At 73.6% G+C, this 25,213-nt stretch carries 22 protein-coding genes; 11 read left to right on the forward strand and 11 right to left on the reverse strand.

Annotated elements, in window-relative coordinates; all coding sequences use genetic code 11:
* Positions 1–52: 52 nt before the first annotated feature.
* Together G6R13_RS02840 and G6R13_RS02845 are read right to left on the reverse strand one after the other, a co-directional pair.
* Positions 53–997: a Sir2 family NAD-dependent protein deacetylase gene (locus G6R13_RS02840; protein WP_061867644.1), complete on the reverse strand. Its 945-nt coding sequence runs from the start codon at positions 995–997 to the stop codon at positions 53–55.
* Complete coding sequence (locus G6R13_RS02845; protein ID WP_036314242.1) at positions 994–1,200, reverse strand: DUF3073 domain-containing protein; 207 nt, start codon at positions 1,198–1,200, stop codon at positions 994–996. The genes G6R13_RS02840 and G6R13_RS02845 overlap by 4 nt, the downstream gene beginning before the upstream one ends.
* 294 nt (positions 1,201–1,494) lie before the next feature.
* Here G6R13_RS02845 and G6R13_RS02850 point away from each other — a divergent pair, with 294 nt between their 5' ends.
* Complete coding sequence (locus G6R13_RS02850) at positions 1,495–2,913, forward strand: M20/M25/M40 family metallo-hydrolase (RefSeq protein WP_230278063.1); 1,419 nt, start codon at positions 1,495–1,497, stop codon at positions 2,911–2,913.
* Positions 2,914–3,041: 128 nt separating this feature from the next.
* Here G6R13_RS02850 and clpB read toward each other — a convergent pair whose 3' ends face one another.
* On the reverse strand, positions 3,042–5,636 hold the full coding sequence (gene clpB / locus G6R13_RS02855) for an ATP-dependent chaperone ClpB (RefSeq protein ID WP_163720995.1): 2,595 nt from the start codon (positions 5,634–5,636) through the stop codon (positions 3,042–3,044).
* 146 nt (positions 5,637–5,782) lie between these two features.
* On the opposite strand from clpB, the gene G6R13_RS02860 reads away from it, so the two are divergent.
* Positions 5,783–6,964 (forward strand): YihY/virulence factor BrkB family protein, encoded by a 1,182-nt coding sequence (locus G6R13_RS02860; protein ID WP_163720998.1) that lies wholly within the window; start codon positions 5,783–5,785, stop codon positions 6,962–6,964.
* A 4-nt stretch (positions 6,965–6,968) separates the two neighbouring features.
* On the opposite strand, the gene G6R13_RS02865 is transcribed toward G6R13_RS02860, so the two are convergent.
* The gene (locus G6R13_RS02865; protein WP_163720999.1) at positions 6,969–7,541 is read right to left on the reverse strand and encodes a hypothetical protein; all 573 of its coding nucleotides are present in this window, start codon (positions 7,539–7,541) and stop codon (positions 6,969–6,971) included.
* A 444-nt stretch (positions 7,542–7,985) separates the two neighbouring features.
* Between G6R13_RS02865 and G6R13_RS02870 the strand changes: the two genes are divergently transcribed.
* Genes G6R13_RS02870 through G6R13_RS02880 form a run of 3 tightly spaced genes read left to right on the forward strand, consistent with a single transcriptional unit; the run spans position 7,986 to position 10,439 of the window.
* Positions 7,986–8,807 carry an ABC transporter substrate-binding protein gene (locus tag G6R13_RS02870; protein ID WP_163721001.1) on the forward strand — a complete coding sequence of 274 codons (822 nt, stop codon included), beginning with the start codon at positions 7,986–7,988 and terminating at the stop codon, positions 8,805–8,807.
* Positions 8,804–9,634, forward strand: coding sequence for an amino acid ABC transporter permease (locus tag G6R13_RS02875; protein ID WP_163721004.1), 831 nt, complete (start codon positions 8,804–8,806; stop codon positions 9,632–9,634). Before G6R13_RS02870 ends, G6R13_RS02875 begins: the two co-directional genes overlap by 4 nt.
* Position 9,635: 1 nt before the next feature.
* Entirely contained in the window at positions 9,636–10,439 is an 804-nt protein-coding gene (locus G6R13_RS02880) for an amino acid ABC transporter ATP-binding protein (RefSeq protein ID WP_036314233.1), read from the forward strand.
* A 99-nt stretch (positions 10,440–10,538) separates the two neighbouring features.
* Here G6R13_RS02880 and G6R13_RS02885 read toward each other — a convergent pair whose 3' ends face one another.
* Positions 10,539–11,132 carry a hypothetical protein gene (locus tag G6R13_RS02885; protein WP_020626481.1) on the reverse strand — a complete coding sequence of 198 codons (594 nt, stop codon included), beginning with the start codon at positions 11,130–11,132 and terminating at the stop codon, positions 10,539–10,541.
* Between the two features lie 200 nt (positions 11,133–11,332).
* Here G6R13_RS02885 and G6R13_RS02890 point away from each other — a divergent pair, with 200 nt between their 5' ends.
* From G6R13_RS02890 to trmB, 3 genes are all read left to right on the forward strand, one after another.
* A complete protein-coding gene (locus G6R13_RS02890; RefSeq protein WP_036382290.1) occupies positions 11,333–12,079 on the forward strand; it encodes a DedA family protein in 747 nt (248 codons plus the stop codon).
* Between the two features lie 5 nt (positions 12,080–12,084).
* A complete protein-coding gene (locus tag G6R13_RS02895) occupies positions 12,085–13,428 on the forward strand; it encodes a hypothetical protein (RefSeq protein WP_163721006.1) in 1,344 nt (447 codons plus the stop codon).
* Positions 13,429–13,498: 70 nt separating this feature from the next.
* On the forward strand, positions 13,499–14,494 hold the full coding sequence (gene trmB, locus G6R13_RS02900; RefSeq protein WP_069941131.1) for a tRNA (guanosine(46)-N7)-methyltransferase TrmB: 996 nt from the start codon (positions 13,499–13,501) through the stop codon (positions 14,492–14,494).
* A gap of 22 nt (positions 14,495–14,516) precedes the next feature.
* On the opposite strand, the gene G6R13_RS02905 is transcribed toward trmB, so the two are convergent.
* From G6R13_RS02905 to dnaK, 5 genes are all read right to left on the reverse strand, one after another.
* Positions 14,517–15,584: an alpha/beta hydrolase gene (locus tag G6R13_RS02905; protein ID WP_231866265.1), complete on the reverse strand. Its 1,068-nt coding sequence runs from the start codon at positions 15,582–15,584 to the stop codon at positions 14,517–14,519.
* Positions 15,563–16,114: a MerR family transcriptional regulator gene (locus G6R13_RS02910; protein WP_020626477.1), complete on the reverse strand. Its 552-nt coding sequence runs from the start codon at positions 16,112–16,114 to the stop codon at positions 15,563–15,565. Before G6R13_RS02910 ends, G6R13_RS02905 begins: the two co-directional genes overlap by 22 nt.
* Complete coding sequence (locus G6R13_RS02915; protein ID WP_069941130.1) at positions 16,111–17,118, reverse strand: DnaJ C-terminal domain-containing protein; 1,008 nt, start codon at positions 17,116–17,118, stop codon at positions 16,111–16,113. The genes G6R13_RS02910 and G6R13_RS02915 overlap by 4 nt, the downstream gene beginning before the upstream one ends.
* A 68-nt stretch (positions 17,119–17,186) precedes the next feature.
* A complete protein-coding gene (locus G6R13_RS02920; RefSeq protein WP_070708624.1) occupies positions 17,187–17,849 on the reverse strand; it encodes a nucleotide exchange factor GrpE in 663 nt (220 codons plus the stop codon).
* 164 nt (positions 17,850–18,013) lie between these two features.
* A complete protein-coding gene (gene dnaK, locus G6R13_RS02925; protein ID WP_070708878.1) occupies positions 18,014–19,873 on the reverse strand; it encodes a molecular chaperone DnaK in 1,860 nt (619 codons plus the stop codon).
* Positions 19,874–20,213: 340 nt separating this feature from the next.
* Here dnaK and G6R13_RS02930 point away from each other — a divergent pair, with 340 nt between their 5' ends.
* Positions 20,214–21,764, forward strand: a complete 1,551-nt coding sequence (locus G6R13_RS02930; RefSeq protein WP_153236557.1) for a hypothetical protein — start codon at positions 20,214–20,216, stop codon at positions 21,762–21,764.
* Positions 21,765–21,860: 96 nt separating this feature from the next.
* On the opposite strand, the gene G6R13_RS02935 is transcribed toward G6R13_RS02930, so the two are convergent.
* Complete coding sequence (locus G6R13_RS02935; RefSeq protein WP_163721008.1) at positions 21,861–24,155, reverse strand: MMPL family transporter; 2,295 nt, start codon at positions 24,153–24,155, stop codon at positions 21,861–21,863.
* Between the two features lie 63 nt (positions 24,156–24,218).
* Here G6R13_RS02935 and G6R13_RS02940 point away from each other — a divergent pair, with 63 nt between their 5' ends.
* Together G6R13_RS02940 and G6R13_RS02945 are read left to right on the forward strand one after the other, a co-directional pair.
* Positions 24,219–24,695: a MarR family transcriptional regulator gene (locus G6R13_RS02940; RefSeq protein ID WP_036317223.1), complete on the forward strand. Its 477-nt coding sequence runs from the start codon at positions 24,219–24,221 to the stop codon at positions 24,693–24,695.
* Complete coding sequence (locus G6R13_RS02945; protein WP_119217822.1) at positions 24,692–25,204, forward strand: hypothetical protein; 513 nt, start codon at positions 24,692–24,694, stop codon at positions 25,202–25,204. Before G6R13_RS02940 ends, G6R13_RS02945 begins: the two co-directional genes overlap by 4 nt.
* Positions 25,205–25,213 lie beyond the last annotated feature (9 nt).

A 25,213-nucleotide genomic window follows, 5' to 3' on the forward strand; every position in this document is an offset into this window, starting at 1 on the left:
CACGAAAACGCCCCGGCGTCCGCCGTTTCCCGCACGAAAACGTGGGTGGGGGTCAGAGGCGGGCGTCGAGCCAGGCCAGCGCGTCGGCGACCGGGGCGCGCCAGCGCCAGCGGGCCTTGGCGTCGGCGCGGGTGGGGCCGAGGTTGATCAGCCCCGTCTCATGCCCGGCCCGCTCGGCCCGCAGCACGAACCGGTAGCCGCTCATCACGGCCAGCGAGGTGCCGACGGCGAGCACCGTGCCGCCGTCGTCGGCCATCGCCTCCGCGGCCGCGCGCCGCGCCGCGGGCACGGACTCGCCGAAGTACACGACGTCCGGCTTGAGCTTCACGGAGCCGCACACCCGGCAGCCGACCATCGTGAACTCCTCCACCCAGTGCTGGTCGAGGGAGACGTCCCCGTCGGGGTTCACGGCGTCCGGGTCGATCGCCACGCGCTCGAGGTAGCCCGGATTGGCGGCCTCGAGCCGCAGGTCCAGGTCACGGCGGGACTCGGTGGCCCCGCAGTTCAGGCAGGCCACGCGCGCCAGGTCCCCGTGGAGCTCGATCAGCCGGTCCTCCGGCATCCCCGCCGCGCGTCCGGCCTCGGCGTGCAGCCCGTCCACGTTCTGGGTCAGGACGCCGGCGATCCGCCCCTCGGCCGCCCAGCGCGCGAGGATGCGGTGCGCCTCGTTCGGGCGGGCCTGGTCCATGCGGCGCCAGCCCACGAACGAGCGCGCCCAGTAGCGGTGGCGGGCGGCCGGGTCGTCCCGGAACTCCTGGTACGTCATCGGCCGGTGGCGGTGCAGGGACCCGTTTGGCCCCCGGTAGTCCGGGATGCCGGAGTCCGTGGACACGCCGGCCCCGGTGATCACGAGCGGGCGGGACTCCTCCATCAGACGCAGCAGACCCCGAGACGCCGTCTCGGGGTCCTGCAGCGGTGCTGTCTCATCCACCACCCTGGCGATCGACCGCAGGGCGGCCTGATACCCGTCCAGGGCCGGATGCCGTGCGGGCGTCATCGCGCCCGCGCGTCGTCGTCCTCGTCCTCCGCGTAGAGGTCCGCGTACGGATCCTCGTACTCGGGCTCCTGGTCCTGCTCCGGGCCGCGCGTGCGTCCGCCCGTGAGCTCTCGCTCCAGTGCCGAGAGGTCTGTTCCGGGAGAGAAGTACTTCATCTCCCGTGCCTGCTTCGTGGCCTTCGCCTTCTGACGGCCGCGCCCCATGAGCGTGACCCCCTTCGCATCTCTCGCCGCCTCGGATCTGTGGCGCACAGGGGCCCGCCGAGGTCTTCACTGGTCAATATGGTTCGTGCGGACAAGGATACATGACCCGCCGGACGGCCTGTGGACGACGACGACCGGCCCGGTCCGGCGGGGCGTGCAGTGGCGCCGGGCGCGGCGCGGGCGGCCGCGACACGGGCGGCATCCGGCTGGACGGGCGTGACACACACCCTGTACGGACGCTGGACGACCGGCTAGGTTGCGTACGTCACACCCACTCCGACGATGAGGATGCCCATGCGCCGCACCCCCACCCTGCTGGCCGCCGCCACCCTGGCCGCCACGCTGACCGCCGCCCCCGTCTCACTCGCCGCCCCGGCCGCCCCGGCCGCCCCGGCGAAGGCCAGCGCCGCCACCGCGCAGACCGCCGACCGGGGCCTGGGCCCCGGCCAGAACCGTGCCGGCGGCAACCCGAACTCACCGGAGAAGCTGGTCCGATCCATCTCCTCGGACCACCTCCGCCAGGACATCGAGGCGTTCGCGGCCATCGCGGACGAGCACGGCAACCGCGCCGCGGGCACGCCGGGCTTCCAGGCCTCGCTCGACTACGCCGTGGGCGAGCTCGAGGAGGCCGGCTACGACGTCGAGCTCCAGGAGTTCGAGATCACCTACACCGAGACCCTGCGGGACCGGCTTCAGCAAACCGGACCCGTCCAGCGCGACCTCGAGCACACCGTCTTCACGTCCTCGCCGTCGGCGCAGGTCACCGACGCCCCGCTCGCCGCCCCCGCCGGCGCCGCCACCGGCTGCGCCGACGCGGACTGGGCCGGCGCGGACCTGACCGGCAGCGTCGCCCTGGTCTCCCGGGGCGACTGCACCTTCGCCCAGAAGTCCCAGGTCGCGGCCGCCTCGGGCGCCGAGGCCGTCATCATCTACAACAACGCCGAGGGCGCGCTGAACGGCACCCTGGGCGCCGCGCCGGGCGACGTCGTCGGGACCGTGGGCGTGACCCGCGAGCTGGGCGCCGACCTGCTGGCCCAGACCCGCGCCGGCGGCGCGACCGTCACCCTGGACCTCGAGCAGCTCGTGGAGCAGCGGCCCACCTGGAACGTGCTGGCGGAGACGCGCACGGGCAGCGACGACGACGTCGTGATGCTCGGCGCCCACCTGGATGGCGTGCCGGAGGGCCCGGGCATCCACGACAACGCCTCGGGCGTCGCGGCGACCCTCGAGGTCGCGCGCCAGGCCGCCAAGGCCAACAAGGCCGAGAGCAAGGTCCGCTTCGCCCTGTGGGGTGCCGAGGAGATCGGCCTGCTGGGCTCGCACCACTACGTGGACACCCTGACCGCCGCGGAGCGCGAGGACATCATCCTCTACACCAACCTGGACATGGTGGCCCCGCTGGACCACCAGAACACGCTCGGCGTGCTCACGGCCGACTGGTCGATCGGTGCTGAGTCCCTGCTCGGCGCGCAGCTCGACCGCGACGGCCACACGCACCAGCCCGAGGGCAGCAACGGCCGCTCGGACTACGCGCCGTTCGTGGACGCGGGCATCGCCTCGACGGGCCTGCTCTCGATCCGCGACGACAACTACCACACGCCCCAGGACGACATCGACAACGTCTCCATCACCACGCTGACCCACACGGCCCGCGCGGTGGCGAACCTGATCGGCACCCTCCAGCAGGACGCCGACGCCCTCGGCACCCGCTGACCCGCGCGGCTCCGTCCGACCCGCAGACGCCGTCGGGGGCGGTTTCGGGTGGTATCCAGGCCGGATACCACCCGAAACCGCCCCCGACGCGCCAGAGGGAGGAGGAACACGAGCCGTCGGTCCCGGCGTCAGCCCTTCCGGGTCACGGTGAGGCCGTTCTCGCCCTCGACGCGGTCCACGACCACGGTGTCCCCGTCCGCGATCTCCCCGGCGAGGATGCCGCGGGCCAGGCGGTCGCCGATCTCGCGCTGCACCAGGCGGCGCAGGGGCCGGGCGCCGTAGGCCGGGTCGAACCCGGTCTCGGCGAGCCACGCCTTGGCGGCGTCGGACACCTCGAGGGTGAGGCGGCGGTCCGTCAGGCGCGCCTGCAGGGAGGCGACCTGCAGGTCCACGATCCGCGTCAGCTCGGCCACGGTGAGCGCGTCGAACTGCACGATCTCGTCCAGGCGGTTGAGGAACTCGGGCTTGAACGCCGCGCGCACCACGGACATCACGGACTCGCGCTTGGCGGCCTCGTCCAGGGTCGGGTCCACGAGGAACTGCGAGCCCAGGTTCGAGGTGAGGATCAGGATCACGTTGCGGAAGTCCACGGTGCGGCCCTGGCCGTCGGTGAGGCGGCCGTCGTCGAGCACCTGGAGCAGGATGTCGAAGACCTCGGGGTGGGCCTTCTCCACCTCGTCCAGCAGCACCACCGAGTATGGGCGACGCCGCACGGCCTCCGTGAGCTGGCCGCCCTCGTCGTAGCCGACGTAGCCCGGAGGGGCGCCGACCAGGCGGGAGACGGAGTGCTTCTCCGCGTACTCGGACATGTCGATCCGCACCATGGCGCGCTCGTCGTCGAAGAGGAACTCCGCGAGCGCCTTGGCGAGCTCGGTCTTGCCCACGCCCGTGGGGCCCAGGAACAGGAACGAGCCCGTGGGCCGGTTCGGGTCCGCAATGCCGGCCCGCGAACGGCGCACCGCGTCCGCGACGGCGACGACGGCGTCCCGCTGCCCGATCAGCCGCTCGCCGAGGTGCTCCTCCATGGTGAGCAGCTTCTCGGACTCGGCGGTGAGCATGCGCCCGGCGGGGATGCCGGTCCAGGCGGAGACCACCTCGGCGATGTCGTCCGCCGTGACCTCCTCGGAGACCATCGGCTCGGTGGCCGAGCGGTCGGCCTCGCGGGCGGTGCGGTCCGCCTCCTCGAGCTGCTTCTCCAGCGCGGGGATCTCGCCGTACAGCAGGCGGGAGGCCTCGGCGAGGTCGCCGTCGCGCTGGGCCTTCTCGGCGAGCGAGCGCAGCTCGTCCACCTTGGCGCGCAGGTCGCCGGCCTGGTTGAGGGTGGCCTTCTCCGCGTCCCAGCGGGCGGTGAGGGCGGTGAGCTCCTCCTCGCGGTCCGCCTTCTCGGCACGCAGGGCCTCGAGCCGCTCGATGGACGCGGGGTCCGTCTCGCCCTCGAGGGCGAGCTCCTCCATGGTCAGGCGGTCCACCTGGCGGCGCAGGACGTCGATCTCCTCCGGGGCGGAGTCGATCTCCATGCGCAGGCGCGAGGCGGCCTCGTCCACGAGGTCGATGGCCTTGTCCGGCAGCTGGCGGCCGGTGATGTACCGGTCGGACAGCGTGGCCGCGGCCACGAGCGCGGAGTCGGCGATGGCCACCTTGTGGTGGGCCTCGTAGCGCTCCTTGAGCCCGCGCAGGATGGCGATCGTGTCGTCCACGCTGGGCTCGCCCACGAAGACCTGCTGGAAGCGGCGCTCCAGGGCGGGGTCCTTCTCGATGTTCTCGCGGTACTCGTCCAAGGTGGTCGCGCCGATCAGGCGCAGCTCGCCGCGGGCCAGCATGGGCTTGAGCATGTTGCCGGCGTCCATGGCGCCCTCGGACGCGCCCGCGCCCACGACGGTGTGGATCTCGTCGATGAACGTGACGACCTGCCCCTCGGCGGCCTTGATCTCCTCGAGGACGGCCTTCAGGCGCTCCTCGAACTCGCCGCGGTACTTGGCGCCGGCGACCATGGCGCCCAGGTCCAGGCTGATCAGCGTCTTGCCGCGCAGGGACTCGGGGACGTCCCCGGCCACCATCCGCTGGGCCAGGCCCTCGACGACGGCGGTCTTGCCGACGCCGGGCTCGCCGATGAGCACGGGGTTGTTCTTGGTGCGGCGCGAGAGCACCTGCACCACACGGCGGATCTCGGCGTCGCGGCCGATCACCGGGTCGAGCTTGCCGGAGCGGGCGATCTCGGTGAGGTCCGTGCCGTACTTCTCCAGGGACTGGAAGGTGGTCTCCGGGTCCTGGGTGGTGACGCGGGAGTCGCCGCGCACCAGGGTCAGGGCGGCGGCGAGCGCCTCGAGGCTCGCCCCGTTCGAGCGCAGTGCCTCACCGGCCTCGCCGGAGTCCGCTGCCACGCCGAGCAGCAGGTGCTCGGTGGAGACGAACTCGTCCGAGCGCTGCTCGGCCTGGGTGCGCGCGTTCTGCACGACCTGCAGGGCGGCGCGCGAGAACTGGGGCTGGGCCACCGTGCTGCCCTGGGTGGAGGGCAGGCGTCGGATGGCCGAGGAGGCCGCCGTGGAGACGGCGTCGGGGTCGGCCCCGGCGGCCTTCAGGACGGCCACGGCGACGGACTCCCGCTGGTCCATCAGGGCCTTCAGCAGGTGGGCCGGCTCGACCTGGGGGTTGCCGGCGGTGGAGGCGTTCATGGCCGCAGCCGAGAGCGCCTCCTGGCTCTTGGTGGTGAACTTGGCATCCATGGACTACTGGCTCCTTCTCTCCCGTGTCCCGGGGTGTCGGACAACCGTCGACCGCGGGCCGTTCCCGCCGCAGACGAAGTTGAGTCTATATAGCTCAACCCTCCACGCACCAGGGCTATTCCCCGGCGCGCCGGTACGTTGGTGCCATGGCCGGCTCCACAGCGGCGCCCCGGCGCCTTCGCACGTACACCCGACCGCGGGTGTCCCTGCTGTACGTCCTGCGCCGCACCCTGCACCGGCTCTTCGAGCTGCAGGTCTGGGATGTGGCCGCCGCCATGACCTTCTTCGGGGCGCTGTCCCTGCTGCCCACCGTCATCGCCCTGCTCTCCGTGGTCTCGCTGCTGGGCGTCGAGGAGGAGACCGTGGACGCCGCGGCCCACCTGGCCGCCGAGATCTGGCCGTCGCTGACGCCCGACGTCGTCCGCGAATGGATCCTGACCCTCGGCTCGGCCGGGCCCGGCACCGGCGCCGTCGTCCTCGGGGCCGTCGGCACCGTGGTGTCCGCCTCGGGCGCCGTCGGTGCGTTCCACCGGGCGATGCACCGCATCCACGACACCCGCGAGGGCCGGCCCTTCCTCCACTTCCGCCTCGTGGTCTTCATCGAGACGCTCGCCCTCATGCTCGGCGCCGTGCTGATCACGATCCTGGTGGTCGTCGGCGGCGACCTCTCCCTGCGCCTCGGCCAGGCCGTCGGCCTGCCGGAGGAGACGGTCCAGACGTGGAACGTGGTGAAGTGGCCGGTCATCCTCGTGGTGATCGCCCTGATCGTGACCCTCGCCTACCGCCTGGGGCCCAACGTCCGGCAGCCCCGCTACCGCCCGCTCTCGCTCGGCGCCGTGGCCGTGGTGGTCCTGCTCTTCGGCGCCACCGTGGCCCTGGGCTGGATCACGGACCGGTTCGGCCAGTTCGCCGTGGTCGGGCGGATCAACTCCGCGATCGGCGTGCTCGCCCTCGCGTGGGTGGCGTGCATCGTGCTGTTGGCCGGGGCCGCCTTCGACGCGGAGGTGCTGCGTGCCCGCCAGCTGGCCGTCGGCATCGACGCCTCCGTCGAGATCCAGCTGGCGACGCGGCATACCGCAGTGCTCGAGGCCTCCGAACGGCACGAGGCCCGCAACCGCCGCCTGGCCCGGCTCGTGGCCGACGCCGTGCGCGCCGGCGAGGACCTCACGATCGACGCCACACCCCTGCTCTCCGAGGAGGGGCGCCTCCTCGCGGTCGAGTCGGGGCGGCGGGACCCGGAGGACGTCAGCTCGGGCAGCCCGTTCCACGCGGACCCGGTGTCCGACGACGGCGCCCGCCTCGAGCCGACGCCTCGGCCCGACGATTGACGGGTCAGCGCTCCCGGGTCTCGAACGCCTCGACCTGGGCACGCAGCGTCTCGGCCGCGATCTCCTCGTCGAGGCCCACCATGCCGAGGTACACGAGCTCGTCCCCGTCCGTGACGCCGCCGACGGTCATCGTGAACAGGGCCGTGTCCATGCCCGAGTTCCCCAGAGCGATGTGGGCCGCGTCCGGCACGCCGGGCACCTTTGTGAAGGCCGCCTCGACGCCGTCCGGGTCGCCGAACGTGCCGCACGTGTCGGCCAGCTCGCCGAAGGGCGCCAGCAGATCAGTGCCGTCCTCGGTGACCGCGACCATGCCGAACGCCCCGGCCTGGGAGCCGGCCAGGCCGGTGACGGCGGCCGGGTCCACCTCGTACTGGGCCAGCGCGCCGCCGAGCCCGGGCGCCTGCTGCGTGTTGATCTGCTCGATGAGGTCCGCGCAGGCGCCCGTGGGGGTGACGCCCGTCAGGCTCAGGCTGGTGCTGATCGGCTCCCCGCCGCCGCCGGCCTGGGTCTCCATGTCCGTGAACACACCGTCGGGCGCGGTCTCTGGGGTGAGCAAGACGTCCTCGAGCGCCTCCACGCGCTTCTCCTGCTCGGCCGTGAGGTCCGAGCCGGCCCCCCGCCGGGGCGGACTCGGACGCGTCGGCCGACGCGGAGGACGAGGCCTCGCCGCCGCCCCCGGCACAGCCGACGAGCGCGAGGGCGCCCACCGCGAGCAGGGACAGGGTGGCGGCGGGGCGGGCGGGGGCGGGGGTGCGGAGGATGAGAGACCTCTCAGACCGGGTGACGACGATGTGCCCAGCCTGACAATCCCCACAGCGCGAGGCCAGCCTTCGTCTGCTGAGGCGGGCCGCGGCAGGGCCACCGGTCGATCGGCTCGCTCCGCGGCGACGAGTCGTCTCCCGGCGCCCGCGACGGCCCCCGACGCACTACGATGACCTCCAATCACGGCGGAACACGTCACTCTGCCGGCTCCCTCCGACCCGCACGCCCGTCCTCCCGACGGCGGCACAGAAGGCACTCCATGACCCGCATCCACTCCCGCCTCCTCGGCGCCGTGGGGCTCACCGCGTCGGCGGCGCTGCTCACCGGCTGCGCCGTCCTCGGCGGCGACGCCGGATCCGCCGGCATCGTGTCCGACGACGACCTGAGCACCTCGTACGGCCTCGTCCAGCCCGGCGTCCTGACGGTCTGCTCCGACGTCCCCTACCCGCCCTTCGAGTTCGAGGAGAAGGGTGAGCTGACCGGCTACGACATCCAGCTGGTCGAGGCGGTGGCGGAGAAGCTGGGCCTCGGGGTGAACGTGATCGACTCCTCCTTCGAGGCCATCGAGTCGGGTGCCTCGCTCACTGGCTGCGACGTGAACGCCTCGTCGATCTCCATCACCGAGGCCCGCCAGCGCGTCATGGCCTTCACCCTCCCCTACCTCGACGACGACCTCGTCCTGGTCGCAAAGAAGGGCTCCGGCATCACCGGCATCGACTCCGCGAAGGGCCGCCGGATCGGCGTGCAGGCCGCGACCACCGGCGACGAGTACGCCCAGCAGAACGGCCTGAGCCCCGTGCAGTTCGAGGACGGCGGCATGCAGATCCAGGCCCTGCAGGCCGGCACCGTGGACGCCGCCCTGGGCAACCAGTCCGTGCTGCTCTACTCCCTCAAGGACGACGATCGCTTCGAGGTGGTCGAGTCGCTGCCCACGGGCGAGCAGCTCGGCATGGCGGTCGGCCCGCAGAAGGCGCAGCTCGGCTCCGCCGTGAACCGCGCGCTGCAGGAGCTGCGCAACGACGGCACCGTGGCCGAGCTCCAGGAGCGCTGGTTCGGTCAGGCACAGGAGGACTACCGATGAGCACGCAGGCCCCCGTCTCGCCCGCCCCGGCCCTGAAGCCCGGCCGCGCGCGCCGCCGTCGTCGGCTGTCCCTGATCATCCAGGCGGCCGTCTTCGTCCTCGCCCTCGTCGTCCTGGCCGTCCTCATCGACTGGGGCGCGCTCGCCGAGAACGTCCTGAACTTCCCCGCCGTGGCCCCGATGTTCCCCAACGTGATCCTCGTGGGGCTGGGCAACACGCTGTTCTACACGGTCACCTCGTTCGTCGTCGGCCTGCTGGGCGGCATCGTGCTCGCGCTCATGCGCCTGAGCTCGTTCGGCCCGTACCGGTGGCTGGCCACCGCCTACGTGGAGTTCTTCCGCGGCGTCCCCGCGCTGCTGGTGTTCCTCGCCTTCGGCTACGGGGTGCCCTTCGCGTTCGGGGTGTCCTGGCCGATCCCCGTCGTCGTGATGGTGGCCCTGGGCATGGTCTCGGCCGCGTACATCGCCGAGACCCTGCGTGCCGGCCTGCAGGCGGTGCCCCGCGGCCAGATGGAGGCGGCCCGGTCCCTCGGCATGCCGACGTGGCGGGCCATGGTCACCATCGTGATCCCCCAGGCGTTCCGCATCGTGCTGCCGCCGCTCACCAATGAGGTCATCCTCCTGACCAAGGACTCCTCGCTGGTCTACGTGCTCGGCCTGGCCGCGCACGAGTACGAGCTCACCAAGTTCGGTCGCGACGGCATCTCCGCCCTCGACGCCGGCATGACGCCGATCCTTGTGGCCGGCCTGTTCTACCTCGTGATCACCGTGCCGCTGTCCCTGTTGGCCCGCCGGTTCGAGGCCCGTTCGACCAAGAAGGGGCACTGAGATGGCCCAGCAGAACCCCATCACCGGATCCTTCGGCGCGGTGGCCGCCGCGGACGCCGCCGGCGTGCACGTGGCCGGCCTCAACAAGTCCTTCGGCGCCAACCACGTGCTGCGCGGCATCGACCTCGACGTCGCCCCCGGCGAGGTCGTGTGCCTGATCGGCCCGTCCGGCTCGGGCAAGTCCACCCTCCTGCGCTGCGTGAACCTGCTGGAGAAGCCCGACTCGGGCGTCGTCACGGTCGGTGAGTTCACGGTCACGGACGAGGACGTGGACCTGGACGTGCTGCGCCGGCACGTGGGCATGGTGTTCCAGCAGTTCAACCTGTTCCCGCACCTGTCCGTGCTGGAGAACTGCACCGTGGCCCAGCTCAAGGTGCTCAAGCGGGGCAAGGCCGAGGCGGTGGACGTCGCCCGTCGGCAGCTGGCCCGCGTGGGCCTGGCCGAGCTCGAGGACCGCTACCCGGACCAGCTCTCCGGCGGTCAGCAGCAGCGCGTGGCGATCGCCCGTGCGCTGGCCATGGACCCGCAGCTGATGCTCTTCGACGAGCCCACCTCGGCCCTCGACCCCGAGACCGTCGGCGACGTCCTGGCGATCATGCGTCAGCTGGCCCGCGACGGCATGACCATGCTCGTGGTCACCCACGAGATGGGCTTCGCCCGCGAGGTGGCCGACCGGGTCGTGTTCATGGACGGCGGCGTCGTGGTGGAGGCCGGCCCGGCCGCCGCGGTGATCTCCGATCCCCAGCAGCCGCGCACCCAGGACTTCCTGCGCCGCGTGCTGCACCCCACCGAGATCGATCTCTGAGCCTGCCCGCCCGCCGTGCCCCGGTGGGCGGGCGCATGCGTGAGGGGCCCCGCCTGGACCGTGGTCCGGGCGGGGCCCCTCAGGCATGCGGCGGGGGCGTCAGGCCTTCTTGCGCAGCTTCTTCAGCTCGTCACGGGCCTCGCGCAGCGCGGCGACCTGCTCCTCACGGGCGGCGTGGATCGCGGCGACCTTCTCGTCCTGGGCGTCGCGGATGGCCTGCACCTTGGCGTCGCGGGCGCCCTCGATGCGGGCGGCACGCTTCTTGGCGGCCTTGCGGCGCTTGCCGGGGCGGTTGGCCACGGAGTCGGCGGCGATGGCCAGGCCGGAGCCGACCAGGAAGATGTCCTTGGCGACGGCGGTGCCCTCCTGGGACGGGCGCACGCCGTCCGCCTCGGTCATCTCCGGGGTGTTCAGGTACATGGAGAACAGGCCGCCGGAGAACGCGGTCAGGGCGGAGCCGGCGAGCCAGCCCGGGACGAACGGGGCCAGCAGGGCCGAGCCCACGCCGATCTCGGTGGTCACGAGGAACTTCTTGAACTGCTCCGGTGACAGGTTGGCCAGCGCGGGCAGGCCGCGGGCGCTCATGTCGCGCAGGCCCTGGGCCTGCTCCGCGGAGATGCCGCGCTTGTTCAGGCCGGAGTTCAGGATGAACGCGCCGGAGGCCAGGCGCAGCGGAATCTGGACGATGCTCATGGAGTCTTCCTTCCAGTAGGGCCCGCGGCACGCACGTGGAGTGGGGTGTGGCGCGAACGGTCGGTGAGCGGTCTGCACCTCCGACAGTACCAACGGCAGCCCGCTCCCGCCCGCCCGGAGGCGCGGCTGTGCGCGCAGAGCGGACGACGTCGGCGCCTCCACCACGTCGCGGAGGCGGTCGATGATGGACAATGGGGCGCATGCTCCCCCTCGTCGCACCCCTGACCGTGGCCGCCGCCGCGCCCACCGACTACGGCTGGCTCGGCAACATCGTCGTGGACATCATGGAGGCGGTCGGCCCGATCGGCGTCGGCCTGGCCGTCTTCGCGGAGAACATCTTCCCGCCCATCCCGTCCGAGGTGATCCTGCCCCTGGCAGGCTTCACCGCGGCCGGCGGCGCCTTCAGCCCGCATGCCGCGCTGGTCTGGGCGACGGTCGGCTCGATCGTCGGAGCGCTGGCCCTCTACGGCCTCGGCGCGTGGCTCGGCCGCCACCGCATGTACCGCCTCGCGGACCGCATGCCGCTGGTGGACATGGAGGACGTGGCCAAGACCGAGCGCTGGTTCATCCGATACGGCTACTGGACCGTGTTCCTGGGCCGCATGGTCCCCGTGTTCCGCTCCCTGATCTCCATCCCCGCGGGCATCGAGCGGATGAACCTCGCGAAGTTCACCCTGTTCACGGCGCTGGGCTCCCTGATCTGGAACGCGATCTTCGTCTACGGCGGCTACGCGCTCGGGGAGCGGTTCCACGTCGTCTCCGAGTACGCGGACGTCTTCTCCAACATCGTCCTGGTCCTGATCCTGGCCTTCCTCGCGATCTGGGTGGTCCTGCGCCTGCGCCGTGACGCCCGCCGCCGGAACGACCCGGACTGGCGCCCGCCGACCGCGGACGAGATGGCCGCCCGCGTCGAGGCCATCCTGGAGTCCTCCGACCACCGGAAGTGAATCGCATGCACCCCGTCCTGCCCTCCCCCCGCCGTGGCCGCGCGGCCCTCGGCCTGGCCGCCGTCGCCCTGGTGACGCTGAGCGCCTGTGCCCGCACCGAGCCGCAGCCCGAGCCTGCGCCCGCCACGACGGCGGCCTCCGCCCTGCCGTCCATGGACATGGCCCCGTTCACGGTCGAGGTCCCCTCACACGACCTCGAGCGGGTGCCGGAGGCGAGCGTCGCCGTGCTCGAGGGCGAGGACCCGGACCACCACGGGGCGTGGCTGCAGGTGTCCGGGGCGCCGGCCTGGACGGACGCCATGGCCGGGGCCGTGCGCGACCAGATCGACCAGTACCGCCGGGACACCGACCCGAGCGCGGACCCCCGCCTGGAGATCCAGCCGCAGCTCGCCGTCGTGGCGGAGGACATCGCCGCGGCCCGCCTGCTCGCCACGGAGCGGCGCGGCACGGACTCCGTGTCCACCTCGCACGTGATCTGGTACTCGGCCCGCGAGGACCGCGTGCTCGAGACCGCCGATCTCTTCACCCCCGACGGCTGGGACGCGTTCCGCGCCGAGGTGCGCCAGCGCATGGCCAACGACCCGGACGTGATCGGCTCGCGCCTGGACTCGGCGGTCGACGCCCCGGAGCAGGTGGAGAACCGTCGCGTCTGGGACGCGGTGGTCTTCCTGCCGGACGGCAGCCTGATGCTCGAGGCGGACCAGGCGTCCATGGCGCCGGCCGCCGCGGGCGTGCTGACGGTGCGGATCCCTCGGGACACGGCGACCGCCTGGCTGTCCGACCTGGGCCACGTCGCCGCGGACGCCGCCTCCGCCCCCGCCGACCTGCGTCTGCCGGACCGCTCCACCCCGACCCCCGAGGAGCAGCAGCCGGAGCCCGCCCCCGAGCCGGAGCCCGAGACGTCCTCGTGGACGGAGGAGGCCACCGGCGCACCCGTGCCGCCCCCGTCCGCGCCCGCCGACACGGCGGCCCCGACGCCCAGCGTGACCACCCCGGTGCCGAGCAGCACGGCCCCGTCCTCCTCGGCCCCCGCGCCCACCCGCTCGGCCACGCCGTCCTCCCCGTCGTCTCCCCCCACCTCGTCCTCGCCGTCGGGCACGGGATCCGGCAGTCCGACGCCGAGCACCCCCGACCCGACGCCGACCTCCGCGACGCCGACCCCGACGTCCCCGACCCCGACGTCCCCGAGCCCGTCCGGTCCGTCCACGAGCGCGTCCGGTCCGTCCACGAGCGCGCCGGCCACGGACCCTGCGCCGGACCCGACCGAGTCCGCACCCGAGCCGACCGCCACCACGGCCTCCGCGTCCGCGTCGCCCACGTCGGGGGACCGCTCCAGCAGCACCCCCTGACCCCGGCGCCGGGCGCCGTCGTCGGCCGCGGTCTGCACCGTCGACGCGCGGCCGTGGCAGGATCGGGGCGATGACTGAGCACCTGCCCCGCCCCTGCCCGGACGCACCCGGCCCCGACGCCGTGCCGCCGCCCGCCGAGCGCGTCCACGCGCACGACCACAATCGGGACAAGGACCCCGCCCTCGTCCGACGGGAGCCGGTCTCCTTCGTCCGACGTGGTGCGCGCCTGAACGCGGGGCGGCAGGCCGTGTGGGACCGCCAGGCGGAGCGGGTCCTCGTGGACGTGCCTCGCGGCCGCGGCGCCACCTCGGTGGACGGCCAGGCCCGACTGGACTGGGCGGGGGTGTTCGGGCGCGAGGCCCCCCTGCTGGTCGACATCGGCTCCGGGCTGGGCGAGTCAACGGCGCAGGCCGCCGCCGACCGGCCGGACTGGAACGTGCTCGCCGTCGAGGTCTACGTGCCCGGCCTGGCCGCGCTCATGACGCGCGTGGAGCAGCAGGGCCTGGAGAACGTCCGCGCCGTGGAGGCCAACGCCCCCGAGCTGCTGGACGCCCTGCTCACGCCCGGCTCCGTCTCCGAGGTGTGGGTGTTCTTCCCGGACCCGTGGCACAAGAAGCGGCACCACAAGCGCCGCCTGGTCTCCCCCGCCTTCGCGGACCGCGTGGCGCGGGTGCTCACCCCCGGCGGGGTGCTGCGGCTGGCGACGGACTGGTCGGGCTACGCCGTGCAGATGCGCGAGGTGCTCGAGGCGCACCCGGGGTTCGAGAACCTCTTCCCCGGGCGCGCCGCGGGCGAGGACTCCCCGCTCACGCGGGTGCGCCGAGAGGGCAGGGAGACCGAGGTGGGCGCCCAGCCGCTGCCCGCCGGCTGGGAGAGCGCGGCCGAGGAGGAGCGCCCGCTGCGGGCCGGCCTGGGTGAGGCGCGGGCCGGCGCGGCGGCCGCGGACCCCGTGGACCACGAAGGCGGCTGGGCGCCCCGGTTCGAGGGTCGACCGATCACGAGCTTCGAGGCGAAGTCCCAGCGGGCCGGGCGCCTCGTGTTCGACCTGGCGTACCGCCGCCGCTGAGCACGGGGCCCGACGGAGCCGCTCAGACCGGGGCGACCGGCCCGGCCGGGTCGGCGCCGTCCGGGGCGGGCGACAGCGGCAGGCCGGCGGTCACCCGCGCGGTCGCCGCGAGCGTCACGGACCCGGCGTCCCGGTAGCCCCTCGGGGCGTCCTCGGAGGCCGTCGGCGACCAGCGGGCCGTGTGGTGGCCACGGACGGCGGCCCCCGCCAGGCCGGGCCGCGGGGCCACCGGCAGCACGGCGGCGTCCGTCCAGTCCCGACGTCGGCCCACCGCGCGGCCGACCCGGGCGAGGAGGTCGCCCGGGGCCAGGGCGCGGAACGTCCGTCCGGACCGCAGGCCGAGGTGCGCGGCCCGAGCTGCCAGGGCGGCGGGCAGGCCGACCGCGCCCGAGACCACGAGGGCCTCGACGGGACGCTCGGCCGGCCACGGGGCCTCGGCGTCGTCGGGCTGCAGGCCCCGGTCCGCGAGCAGGCGCAGGGCGTGCGCGGCCACGAGCGAGCCGTACGAGTGGGCCTCCACGGCCCCGTGCACGGCGGTCCCGCGGGCGCGCAGGGCCAGGGTGGCGTCATCGTCCTCCCCCGGCCCGTGGCGCAGGAACTCCCACCAGGCCCACACATCCGCGGCGAGCATCGCACCGCCGCGCCGGCCGGGGCCGTCGAGCACCACCCGCCAGGGCGTGGGTGCGGGGTAGCCGAGCCACCCGATGACGACGGGGCGGGGTGCGCCGGCGGCGCGCTGGGCGGCGGCGAGGTGGGCGGCCTCCCGGGCCGTCCCCCACATGGCCGTCTGGGGGCGGATGCCCATGCCAGAGACGAGCCAGGTCAGGTGGGTGGCGGTCGCGGGGTCCCCCGCGGCGACCACCGCGCGCGGCCCGTCCGGGCCCTCGAGGACGTAGTCCAGCAGATGCCGGGCGGGCAGGTGCGGGTCCATGCCCTCCGGCTTGAGGGCGTGGACGATCCCGTCCAGGGCGCTCCGGGCCTGCCGGCCGAGGCCGTCGCGCCGGGCCATGTCGGCGCGCAGCCGCTCCTGCACGCGGGACCGCGCGGCCGCCCCGAACGACGCCCGGCTCAGTCCTGCTCGGACTGCCACGTGGGCACCCGTCGGAGGCCTGCGACGCCGGAGGGCAGCCTCCGCAGGCCGCTCGGGCAGGCCTCGCCCGCGGTGTCCGCCCCGGCCCGTGCCGCGGCGTGACGGCGGACGGCCATCCGGTCGGCGTAGCGGGCCGAGACGTCACCGCCGGAGCCCACGGTGAAGACGCGGGCCAGGCGGGAGGCGTGGTGGAGGCGGTCCACCTGGGCAGCCAGCTCGACCACGGTGTCCTGCAGCTGCTCGACCTCGCGCTGCAGCGCGATCACGCGGCGGATGCCCTCCAGCGAGATGCCTTCGCGGCTCAGGGTCTGCACGGTCTGCAGCCGCTCGACGTCGGCGAGGGAGTAGCGGCGGTGCCGTCCGTCCTGGCGGGCGGGGACCACGAGGCCGAGCCGGTCGTACTGGCGCAGGGTCTGCGGATGCATGTCCGCCATCTCGGCGGCCACGGAGATCACGAAGACCGGGGCGTGCCGGTCGGGACCCCCCTCGCGGCCCCGGTCCGCACGGGCGGCGCCGTCGCGGGCGCTCACCAGGCTGCCTTCCGGGCCAGCTCCCGCCGCGGATCGTCGCCGGCAGTGGCGGACTGCAGGGCCTCGACGGCGGCGCGGGCGTCGTCGTTGAGCGTGGTGGGCACGGTGACGCGCAGCTCCACGAGCAGGTCACCCGTCGTCGTCCCGCGCTCGACACCGCGGCCCTTCAGGCGCAGCACGCGGCCACACTGGGAGCCCGCCGGCACCTTCACCTTCACGGGGCGCTCCAGCGTGGGCACCTCGATCGTGGCGCCGAGGGCGGCCTCGGGGAAGGTGACGGGCACGGTGATGCGCAGGTCGTCCCCGTCCCGGTGGAAGAACTCGTGCTCGCGCACGTGCACGGTGACCAGCAGGTCGCCGCGGCCGGCCGCACCGGGCGCGCCCTTGCCGCGGGCACGGACCTTCTGGCCGTCGCGGATGCCCTTCGGGATCTTCACCTCGATCGTCTCGCCGTCCGGGGCGCGCAGGGACACCGTGGTGCCCTGGATCGAGCCGCGGAAGGAGATCGTGGTGGTGGCGGTGCGGTCCGCGCCCTTCGTGGGGCGCGGCCGCGCGTAGCCGGCGTCGCCGAAGCCGCCGGGGCCGAAGCCGCCGGGGCCGAAGCCGCCGGTCTGGCCCGCGGCGCCGCCGAACATCCCGCTGAACAGGTCCGACAGGTCGGGCCCGGACTGCGTGGTGCGGGGGCCGCCCCCGCCGCCGAACATCCCGCCGAAGACGTCCTCGAAGCCGCCGCCGTCGGCACCGCCCGGGGCGGAGAACCGGGCGCCGCCGCCCATCGCGCGGATCGCGTCGTACTCCTGGCGCTCCTGGGGGTCGCTCAGGACGGCGTACGCCTCCGAGATCTCCTTGAACTTCTTCTCGGCCGCCTCATCCCCGGGGTTCTGGTCCGGGTGGTGGGTGCGGGCGAGCTTGCGGTAGGCCTTCTTCACATCCGCATCGGAGGCGTCCTTGGACACCCCCAGGGTCGCGTAGAAGTCCTTGTCCATCCAATCCTGCGAGGCCATGGTGCCTCCTCTCGTGTGTATCGGTCAGGGGGTCGGCCGGCGGCGGGGTGGGCCGCCGGCCGACGGGGTCACTCGTCTCCGGCGGAGACCATCACCTGGGCGGCGCGCAGCACGCGGCCGTCCCGGAGGTAGCCGTTGCGGAAGACCTGGACCACGTGGTCCGCGGGCACCTCTGCGTGCGGCTGGCGCATCACGGCCTCGTGCACGGCCGGGTCGAACTCGACGCCGGCCAGGGCCTCCTGGTCGTGACGCTCGAGGCCGAGGCCGGCCAGGGCGGTGTCGAGCTTGGTCGCGATGGCGGCGAACGGACCGTCCGTCAGGTCGCCGGCGGCGCGGGCGGCGTCGATGTCGTCGAGCACCGGCAGCAGCGCCGTGACGGCCTTGAGCACGCCGGCGTCCCTGGCCAGGTCGCGGTCGCGGTCCACGCGGCGCTTGTAGTTCACGTACTCGGCCTGAAGACGGCGCAGGTCGGTCTCGAGCTCGGCCTCGCGGTCCGAGGCCGCGGGCTGCGGCGCCTCGGTCCCGGCCTCCGCGCCGGCCTCGTCGAGGATGCGCTCGGCCTGGGCGAGGGCGTCGCCGTCCTCGGCCTGCTCGGCCGCGCTCTCGGCGGAGACGCGGGGCTCACCGGTCTCGGGGTCGATGCGGCGACGGTCGTTGAACACGATGGGCTCCTCCTCGGAGCCGCGCTCGGCGTCGGAGGAGCCGTGCGGACGCTGCTGGTCGGCGCTCATGGTGTGTCCTTTCGAAGCGGGTGGGCGCGGCGGGTCCGCCGCGCGGGGGGGGTGGTGCGGGAAGGCCGGCGGGCCGGCCTGGCAGGGGCGCTGCCGGGCCGGCCCGCCGGCGTCGTGGGCCTCCGGGCGGGGCGGGCGTGGACGCCCGCCCCGGCACCGGGGTGTCAGGCCTTCTTCTCGTCGTCCTCGTCGACCACCTCGGCGTCGACGATGTCCTCGTCGTCGCCCTGCGGGGCGGCGGACTCGGCGCCGGCGTCGGCCGACTCCGCGCCCTGCTGGGCGTAGAGGGCCTCGCCGATCTTGACCTGGGAGGCCTGGAGCTTCTCGAACGCGGCGGCGACCTCGTCGTCGTTGTCCTGCTTCTCCAGGGCGGCCTTCAGGGCGTCGACGTCGGCCTGCACCTCGGTCTTGACGTCCTCGGGCAGCTTGTCCGCGTTGTCCTGCAGGAGCTTCTCCACGGAGTACGCGGACTGCTCCGCCTGGTTGCGGCGGTCGGCGGCCTCACGGCGCTTCCTGTCCTCGTCCGCGTGGGCCTCGGCGTCCTTGACCATGCGGTCGATGTCCTCCTTGGACAGCGAGGAGCCGCCCGTGATGGTCATCGACTGCTCGGTGCCGGTGCCCTTGTCCTTCGCGGAGACGTGCACGATGCCGTTCGCGTCGATGTCGAAGGTGACCTCGATCTGGGGCATGCCGCGCGGGGCCGGGGCGATGCCGGTCAGCTCGAAGGTGCCCAGCGCCTTGTTGTCCCGGGTGAACTCGCGCTCGCCCTGGAAGACCTGGATGGACACGGAGGGCTGGTTGTCCTCGGCCGTGGTGAACGTCTCGGAGCGCTTGGTCGGGATGGCCGTGTTGCGCTCGATGAGCTTGGCCATCACGCCGCCCTTGGTCTCGATGCCCAGCGACAGCGGGGTCACGTCGATCAGGAGCACGTCCTTGCGCTCGCCGGCGAGCACGCCGGCCTGCACCGCGGCGCCGATGGCGACGACCTCGTCCGGGTTCACGCTCTTGTTGGGCTCCTTGCCGCCGGTCAGCTCCTTCACCAGGTCGGAGACGGCGGGCATGCGAGTCGAGCCGCCGACGAGGACCACGTGGTCGATGTCGGAGACCTTGACGCCGGCCTCCTTGATGACGTCCTCGAACGGCTTGCGGGTGCGCTCGAGCAGGTCCTTGGTGAGGTCCTGGAACTTGGCGCGGGAGAGGTGCTCGTCCAGGTGCACCGGGCCCTCGGGGGTCACGGACAGGTACTGCAGCGAGATGTTGGTGGAGGTGGCCGAGGAGAGCTCCTTCTTGGCCTGCTCCGCGGCCTCCTTCAGGCGCTGCAGGGCGATCTTGTCCTTGGACAGGTCCGCGCCCTTGGACTTGGCCTGCTGGAGCAGCCAGTCCACGATCCGCTGGTCCCAGTCGTCGCCGCCGAGGCGGTTGTCGCCTGCGGTGGCGCGCACCTGGATGGTGGCGAAGTCGTCCTCGTCCTTGGCGACCTCAAGCAGGGACACGTCGAAGGTGCCGCCGCCCAGGTCGAAGACCAGGATGAGCTCGTCCTCCTTGCCCTTCTCCAGGCCGTAGGCCAGGGCGGCCGCGGTGGGCTCGTTGATGATGCGCTTGACGTTCAGGCCCGCGATCTCGCCGGCCTCCTTGGTGGCCTGGCGCTCGGCGTCGTTGAAGTAGGCGGGCACGGTGATCACCGCGTCGGTGACCTTCTCGCCCAGGTACTCCTCGGCGTCGTGCTTGAGCTTCATCAGCGTGCGGGCCGAGATCTCCTGCGGGGTGTACTTCTTGCCGTCCACCTCGGTGGTCCAGTCGGTGCCCATGTGGCGCTTGATGGACGCGAAGGTGCGCTCCGGGTTGTTGACGGCCTGGCGCTTAGCGACCTCGCCGACCAGGACGTCCCCGCCCTTGGAGAACGCGACGACGGACGGGGTGGTGCGGGCGCCCTCGGCGTTCGCGATGACGACCGGGTCGCCACCCTCGAGGACGGCAACCACGGAGTTGGTGGTGCCAAGATCGATACCCACTGCTCGCGACATCATGTGTCCTTTCGTCGACTGCTGCTCGAGGTGACCGCGGCCGACCGGTGCCGGCCGCCCTTGAGCGTTCTGGACTCAACCTGCCACCGGGGCGGAAGGTCTGTCAAGAAACCTGAGTCACCTCGACTCATGTTCTGGTGTCGTGCAGTGCAACCACACCCCCGTGCGCTTCATTCCCGCCCGTCGGTGATCCTCGTCACACCCTCCGTGAATCCCCCTCTCAGGCATCTCGCGGGCGCCCTGCCGAGCCCCTCTCGGTGCCGGCGCACAGGTGCTGACTAGACTTCTGGAAATCGGACCCGCAACCCAGGAGTGACACGTGCTCATCCTCTCGAGTCGCATGCGACCCAAAGAGCAGTTCGAGGGATACGCCTTCGTCGGCACGGACTACGTGCACGGGCCCGCGGGCATGACTGCGTATCGCGCGCGCACCGGCCGCACCGTCGGCCCCGGCGAGGACGGCTGCTACGTGGTCGCACGCCGGGCGGGCAGGCTCTTCGGCCGCCGTTTCGAGGTGGGCACGGACGCCAGCGGTCTGGGCCGTCTCTTCCTTTACCGCAGCGGCGACGATTGGGCGCTCGGCTCCTCCTACAGCGGGCTGGTGGAGCACCTGCGCACCGAGGGCATGACGCTCACGCCCCGGCTCGGCAGGCTCCGTCCGTTCGCCCTCCGCCAGACGCTGACCATGCAGCTGTCCATCTTCCAGACCCCGTTCGACGAGATCCGACTCCTGCCGGTCGGCACCGTCGTGGTGATCCGCGGCAGCGTCCTCTCCCTCGAGCGCGCCCCCGAGCTCCAGCCGCTCGAGTACGAGGCGGCGCTCCAGGAGTACCTCGACGTCTGGCGCGGGCGCACCCGCGCCCTGCTCGCGGACCCGCGGGTCACCTTCACCGCGGACCTCAGCGGCGGCGTGGACTCCCGCACGGTGTTCGCGTTCCTCCTCGAGTCCGGCCTGTTCCGCACGGACTCGGACCGGTTCTGGCTGCACTCGGGCGTCAACCAGAAGGAGGATCTGGCCGTCGCAAAGGGGATCGCCGAGGCCCACGGCCTGACGGTGAACGGCCCCAAGCCGCCCACCCGCACCCTGGTGTCCGGGTCCCGCGCCTACCGCCACTGGCGGGAGAACAGCCTCGGCGTGTACACCCCGGTCTACATGTCGTCGACGTTCCAGAACCCGTTCGAGGTGCATGCACACGGCGGCGGTGGCGGCACCATCAAGCAGTACTACCGGCATGCCGAGCCGCTGCGCCTGCTGGAGCCGTTCAAGGAGAAGATGCCCGCCGCCGACTTCGCCCTCTGGCAGGAGGAGATGGCCACCACGCAGGAGCAACTGAAGCAGACCGCCCCGGGCGTCGTGCCGAGCATCCAACACTACCTCGAGTTCCGGAACCGCTTCCACTTCGGCCACATCCCGAAGGCCCGCCCGCTGTTCATGCCGCTCAACTCGAAGTACGCGATCCGGGCCCTCACCTCCCTCCCCCAGGACGTGCGCCGCCGCTTCTACTTCGACGTCATGGAGTCCCTCGCCCCCGGGCTCAAGGACGTGGACTACGACAACGCCCGCAAGGCACCCACCGCGCAGGAGCTCGAGAGCCTGCTCGTCCTGCCCGCCTCGGACCGGCTCGCCGCCGGCACGGCCTACGGCGACGACACGGTCGAGACAGCCGACCCGGACGATCCCCTGTCCGCCGGCTTCCAGCGCTGGCTGCAGGACATCGACCGGGCCGCCGCCCGCCCGGAGGTGCGTCGCTTCATCATGGGCCGTGCCATGGCGCGCACAGACCGCACAGTGGAGGCCCTGCGCGCGCTGGGCAAGCCCTTCCACTCCCACTCCGGTCACTCCGTGGCGCTGTCCCACCTGCTGATGGTGGACTTCACCCTCGGCGACTGACCGACGCCCCACGCCCGCCGTGTCGGGACGACGACGGCCCGCACCTCGGCGGAGGAGGTGCGGGCCGTCGTCGGGAAGGGTCCGGGACCGACCAGGTCAGGCGGCCTTGGCCGGCCACCAGACCTTCGGGCCGATGTCCCACACGAGGGCCGGGATCAGCAGCGTGCGCACCACCAGTGTGTCCAACAGCACGCCGAACGCGACGATGAATGCCAACTGCACCATGAACATCAGCGGGATCACCGCGAGCGCGGCGAAGGTGGCCGCCAGCACGACGCCGGCCGAGGTGATGACCCCGCCCGTGACGGTGAGGGCGCGCAGCACGCCCGCCCGCGTGCCGTGCCGCGGCGTCTCCTCCCGCGCCCGGGTCATCAGGAAGATCGTGTAGTCGATCCCGAGGGCCACGAGGAAGACGAAGCCGTACAGCGGCACGGTGGGGTCGGCGTCCTCGAAGCCGAACACGTGCCGGAACACGAGGGCCGAGACGCCCAGGGCCGCACCGAAGCTGACCACGGTGGCCGCCACGAGCAGCACGGGCGCCAGGAGCGAGCGCAGCAGCACCGCGAGGACGACCAGCAGCATCGCGAGGATCAGCGGGATGACGACCCGCAGGTCGCGCTGCGTGGTGACGTTCGTGTCCAACGCCTGGGCCGGCGGGCCGCCCACGAGGATCTCGCCCGAGGTGGGGAGATCCGCGAGCCGGTCGCGCAGGCGGGCCACGGTCTGCTGCGCGGCGAGGGACTCGCCCGGGTCCGCCAGGGTGGCCGAGACCAGCACGCGGCCGTCCACCACGCGAGGCTGCGGCTCCGGCGCGGACGCGGCGCCCGTCCCGCCCTCCGCCTCGAGCGCGCTCGGGGGCGGGACCGCGGCGGTCCCGGGGGCGTCCGCGGTGACCTCCGCCTCGGCCACGCCGGGGTCCTCCGCGACGGCGGCGAGCACCGCCTCCGCGTCCTCGGCCGGGGCGAGGATCTGGGCGGGGGCGCCCGCGCCGGCGTCGAAGTGCTCGCTCAGCAGGGCCTGGGCCTGCCGGGCGTCGGAGTCGCCGAGCAGCACGTCCTCCTGGGCGACGCCGTCCGCGCGCAGCTGCAGCAGACCGCCGCAGAGGGCGAGGAGCACGACCGTCGTGGCGACCCAGACGAGACGGGGCCGGCGCGCGACGACGGCACCCACCCGCGTCCACACCCCGTGGTCCTCCTCGAGGCCGGCGACGGGCCGGCCCACGCCGTCGCGCGGCGGGGTGAAGGCCCGGCCCCGGGCGGCGCGGCGCTCCGCGCGACGGCGCGCGCGCTCGGGGGACGGGATCGTGGGCCAGAAGGCGGCACGCCCGGTCAGCCGCAGCAGCGCCGGCAGCAGGGTCAGGGCGGCGAGCCACGCGAACGCCACACCCGTGGCGGCCACGGGGCCGAGGGAGCGCGTCGAGTTCAGGTCCGAGGCCATCAGGATCAGCAGGGCGAGGGCCACGGTCGAGGCGGACGCGGTGATCGCGCCGAAGGACCCGCGCACGGCGGCCCGCAGCGCCTCCCCGACGTCCGCCCGGACCAGCAGCTCCTCGCGGTGCCGGGCCACGAGCAGGAGGCAGTAGTCCGTGGCCGCGCCGATCACGAGGATCGAGAGGATGCCCTGGGCCTGGCCGTTGAGCTGGATCCAGCCCGCCAGGGCCATCCCGTAGACGGCCACGATCGCGCCGCAGAGCGCGGCCACGGCCGTCAGGAGCACGAAGATCGGCAGCAGGACGGAGCGATAGACCGCCACGAGGATCACGAACACCACCGCGAGCGCCACGAGCAGCAGCAGCCCGTCGATGCCCGCGAACGCGCCGCCCAGCTCCGCGACCAGGCCCGCCGGACCGCCCACGTGCCACTCGGTGTCCGCGGCCACGGTCCCGGCGAGGGCGGGGTCGGCGGCCGCCGGGTCCGCCACGACCTCCCGCAGGTCGGCCACCACGTCGGCCACGGGCCGCTCGGCCCCGGCCGAGGAGTCGACGAAGGCCAGGAACTGCACCGCCGCGCCGTCGTCGGAGGGGATCGGGCCGGCGACGTCGGTCACGCCCGGCACCTCACCCAGCCGGCCCGCGAGGTCCGCGAGCGCGGGGAAGGCGGCCGCGGGGTCCGCTGTGCTCGCCGGGCCCATGACGACGGCGGGCACGGCCTCGCCGTCCTGGAACGCCGCCGCCTCCTGCCCCGCGCGGGTGGACTCGGCCGACGCCGGCAGGAAGGTGGCCTGGTCATTCGAGGAGACGTCGCCGATCTTGCCGAACACGGGGCCGCCCAGGCCGAGCACGGCGAGCCAGACCACGGTGAGCGCCGCGGCCAGGCCCAGCCGCAGCCCCCGAGGGGGACGCCCCGTGGCGGCGGGGGTGCGGAAGGCGGAGAGGTCGGGCGGGGTGGGCATGCCCCGAGCGTAGGGGATGGTTCGATGATCAAACAACCATGGGGGCTGGCTAGACTCCCGGCCATGACCACGCAGCCCCCCTCCGCCCCCGCGGAGCACCTCGCCGTGGTCCACGCGCTGCGCGTCTTCAGCGAGAGCGCGGAGCACGCCGTCGACGAGGCCGGCCGCGGCGTCGGCCTGCACCGCACGGACCTCAGAGCCCTCGCGTACCTGATGGCCCGCGCGGCGGCCGGTGAGCCCGTCACGGCCTCGGACCTCGGCGCCCACCTGCACCTCACCCGGGCCTCGGCCACCGCCCTCGTGGACCGCCTGGCCGCCGCGGGCCACGTCCGCCGCCACCGGGACGAGGGCGATCGGCGGCGCGTGCTGGTGGAGCACACGGACACGGCCCGCCGCGACGGACAGCGCGCGTTCGAACCGATGTCCCAGCGGCTGAGCGCCGCCCTCGAGGGGTTCTCCGCCGCGGAGCTGCGGGCCGCGGTGCGGGTGCTCGAGGCGGCCACCGCCGCACTGACGGACCCCGCCCCGGAGGACCCGTGACCCGACCGGCGCTCATCGGCCTGGACGGCCGCTCGGGGTCGGGCAAGACCGTCCTCGCCGCCGCGCTCGCGGCCCGGATCGCACCGTTCGCGCGCGTCGAGGTGATCGAGATCGAGTCCATGTACCGGGGCTGGGACGGGCTGGCCACGGCGGTGGACGACGACGGCCCCTACCCGGCCGTCGTGCGCGCGCTGCGGGAGCGGGGCACGGCGACCTGGACCACGTGGGACTGGCACCGCGCCGCCCCCGGTCCGCCGCGGCGGACCGCGCCGGCCGACGTCGTGGTGTGCGAGGGCGTGGGCGCGCTCAGCACCGCCGCCCGACCGCTGCTCGACCTGGCGGTGTGGCTCGAGCTCGAGACCCCCGCGCGGCGCACGCGGGCGCTGGCCCGGGACGGCGAGACCTTCGCCCCACACTGGGACCGCTGGGCCGCACAGGAAGAGGACTACCTGGCCCGGCATGCCCCGCGCGCCGCGGCGGACCTGGTCCTGCACCCGCCCTCCGCCTGACGGCGGCGG

The sequence above is a fragment of the Micrococcus sp. Alg238-R198 genome (assembly GCF_900537135.1).
Lineage (GTDB): Bacteria > Actinomycetota > Actinomycetes > Actinomycetales > Micrococcaceae > Micrococcus > Micrococcus luteus.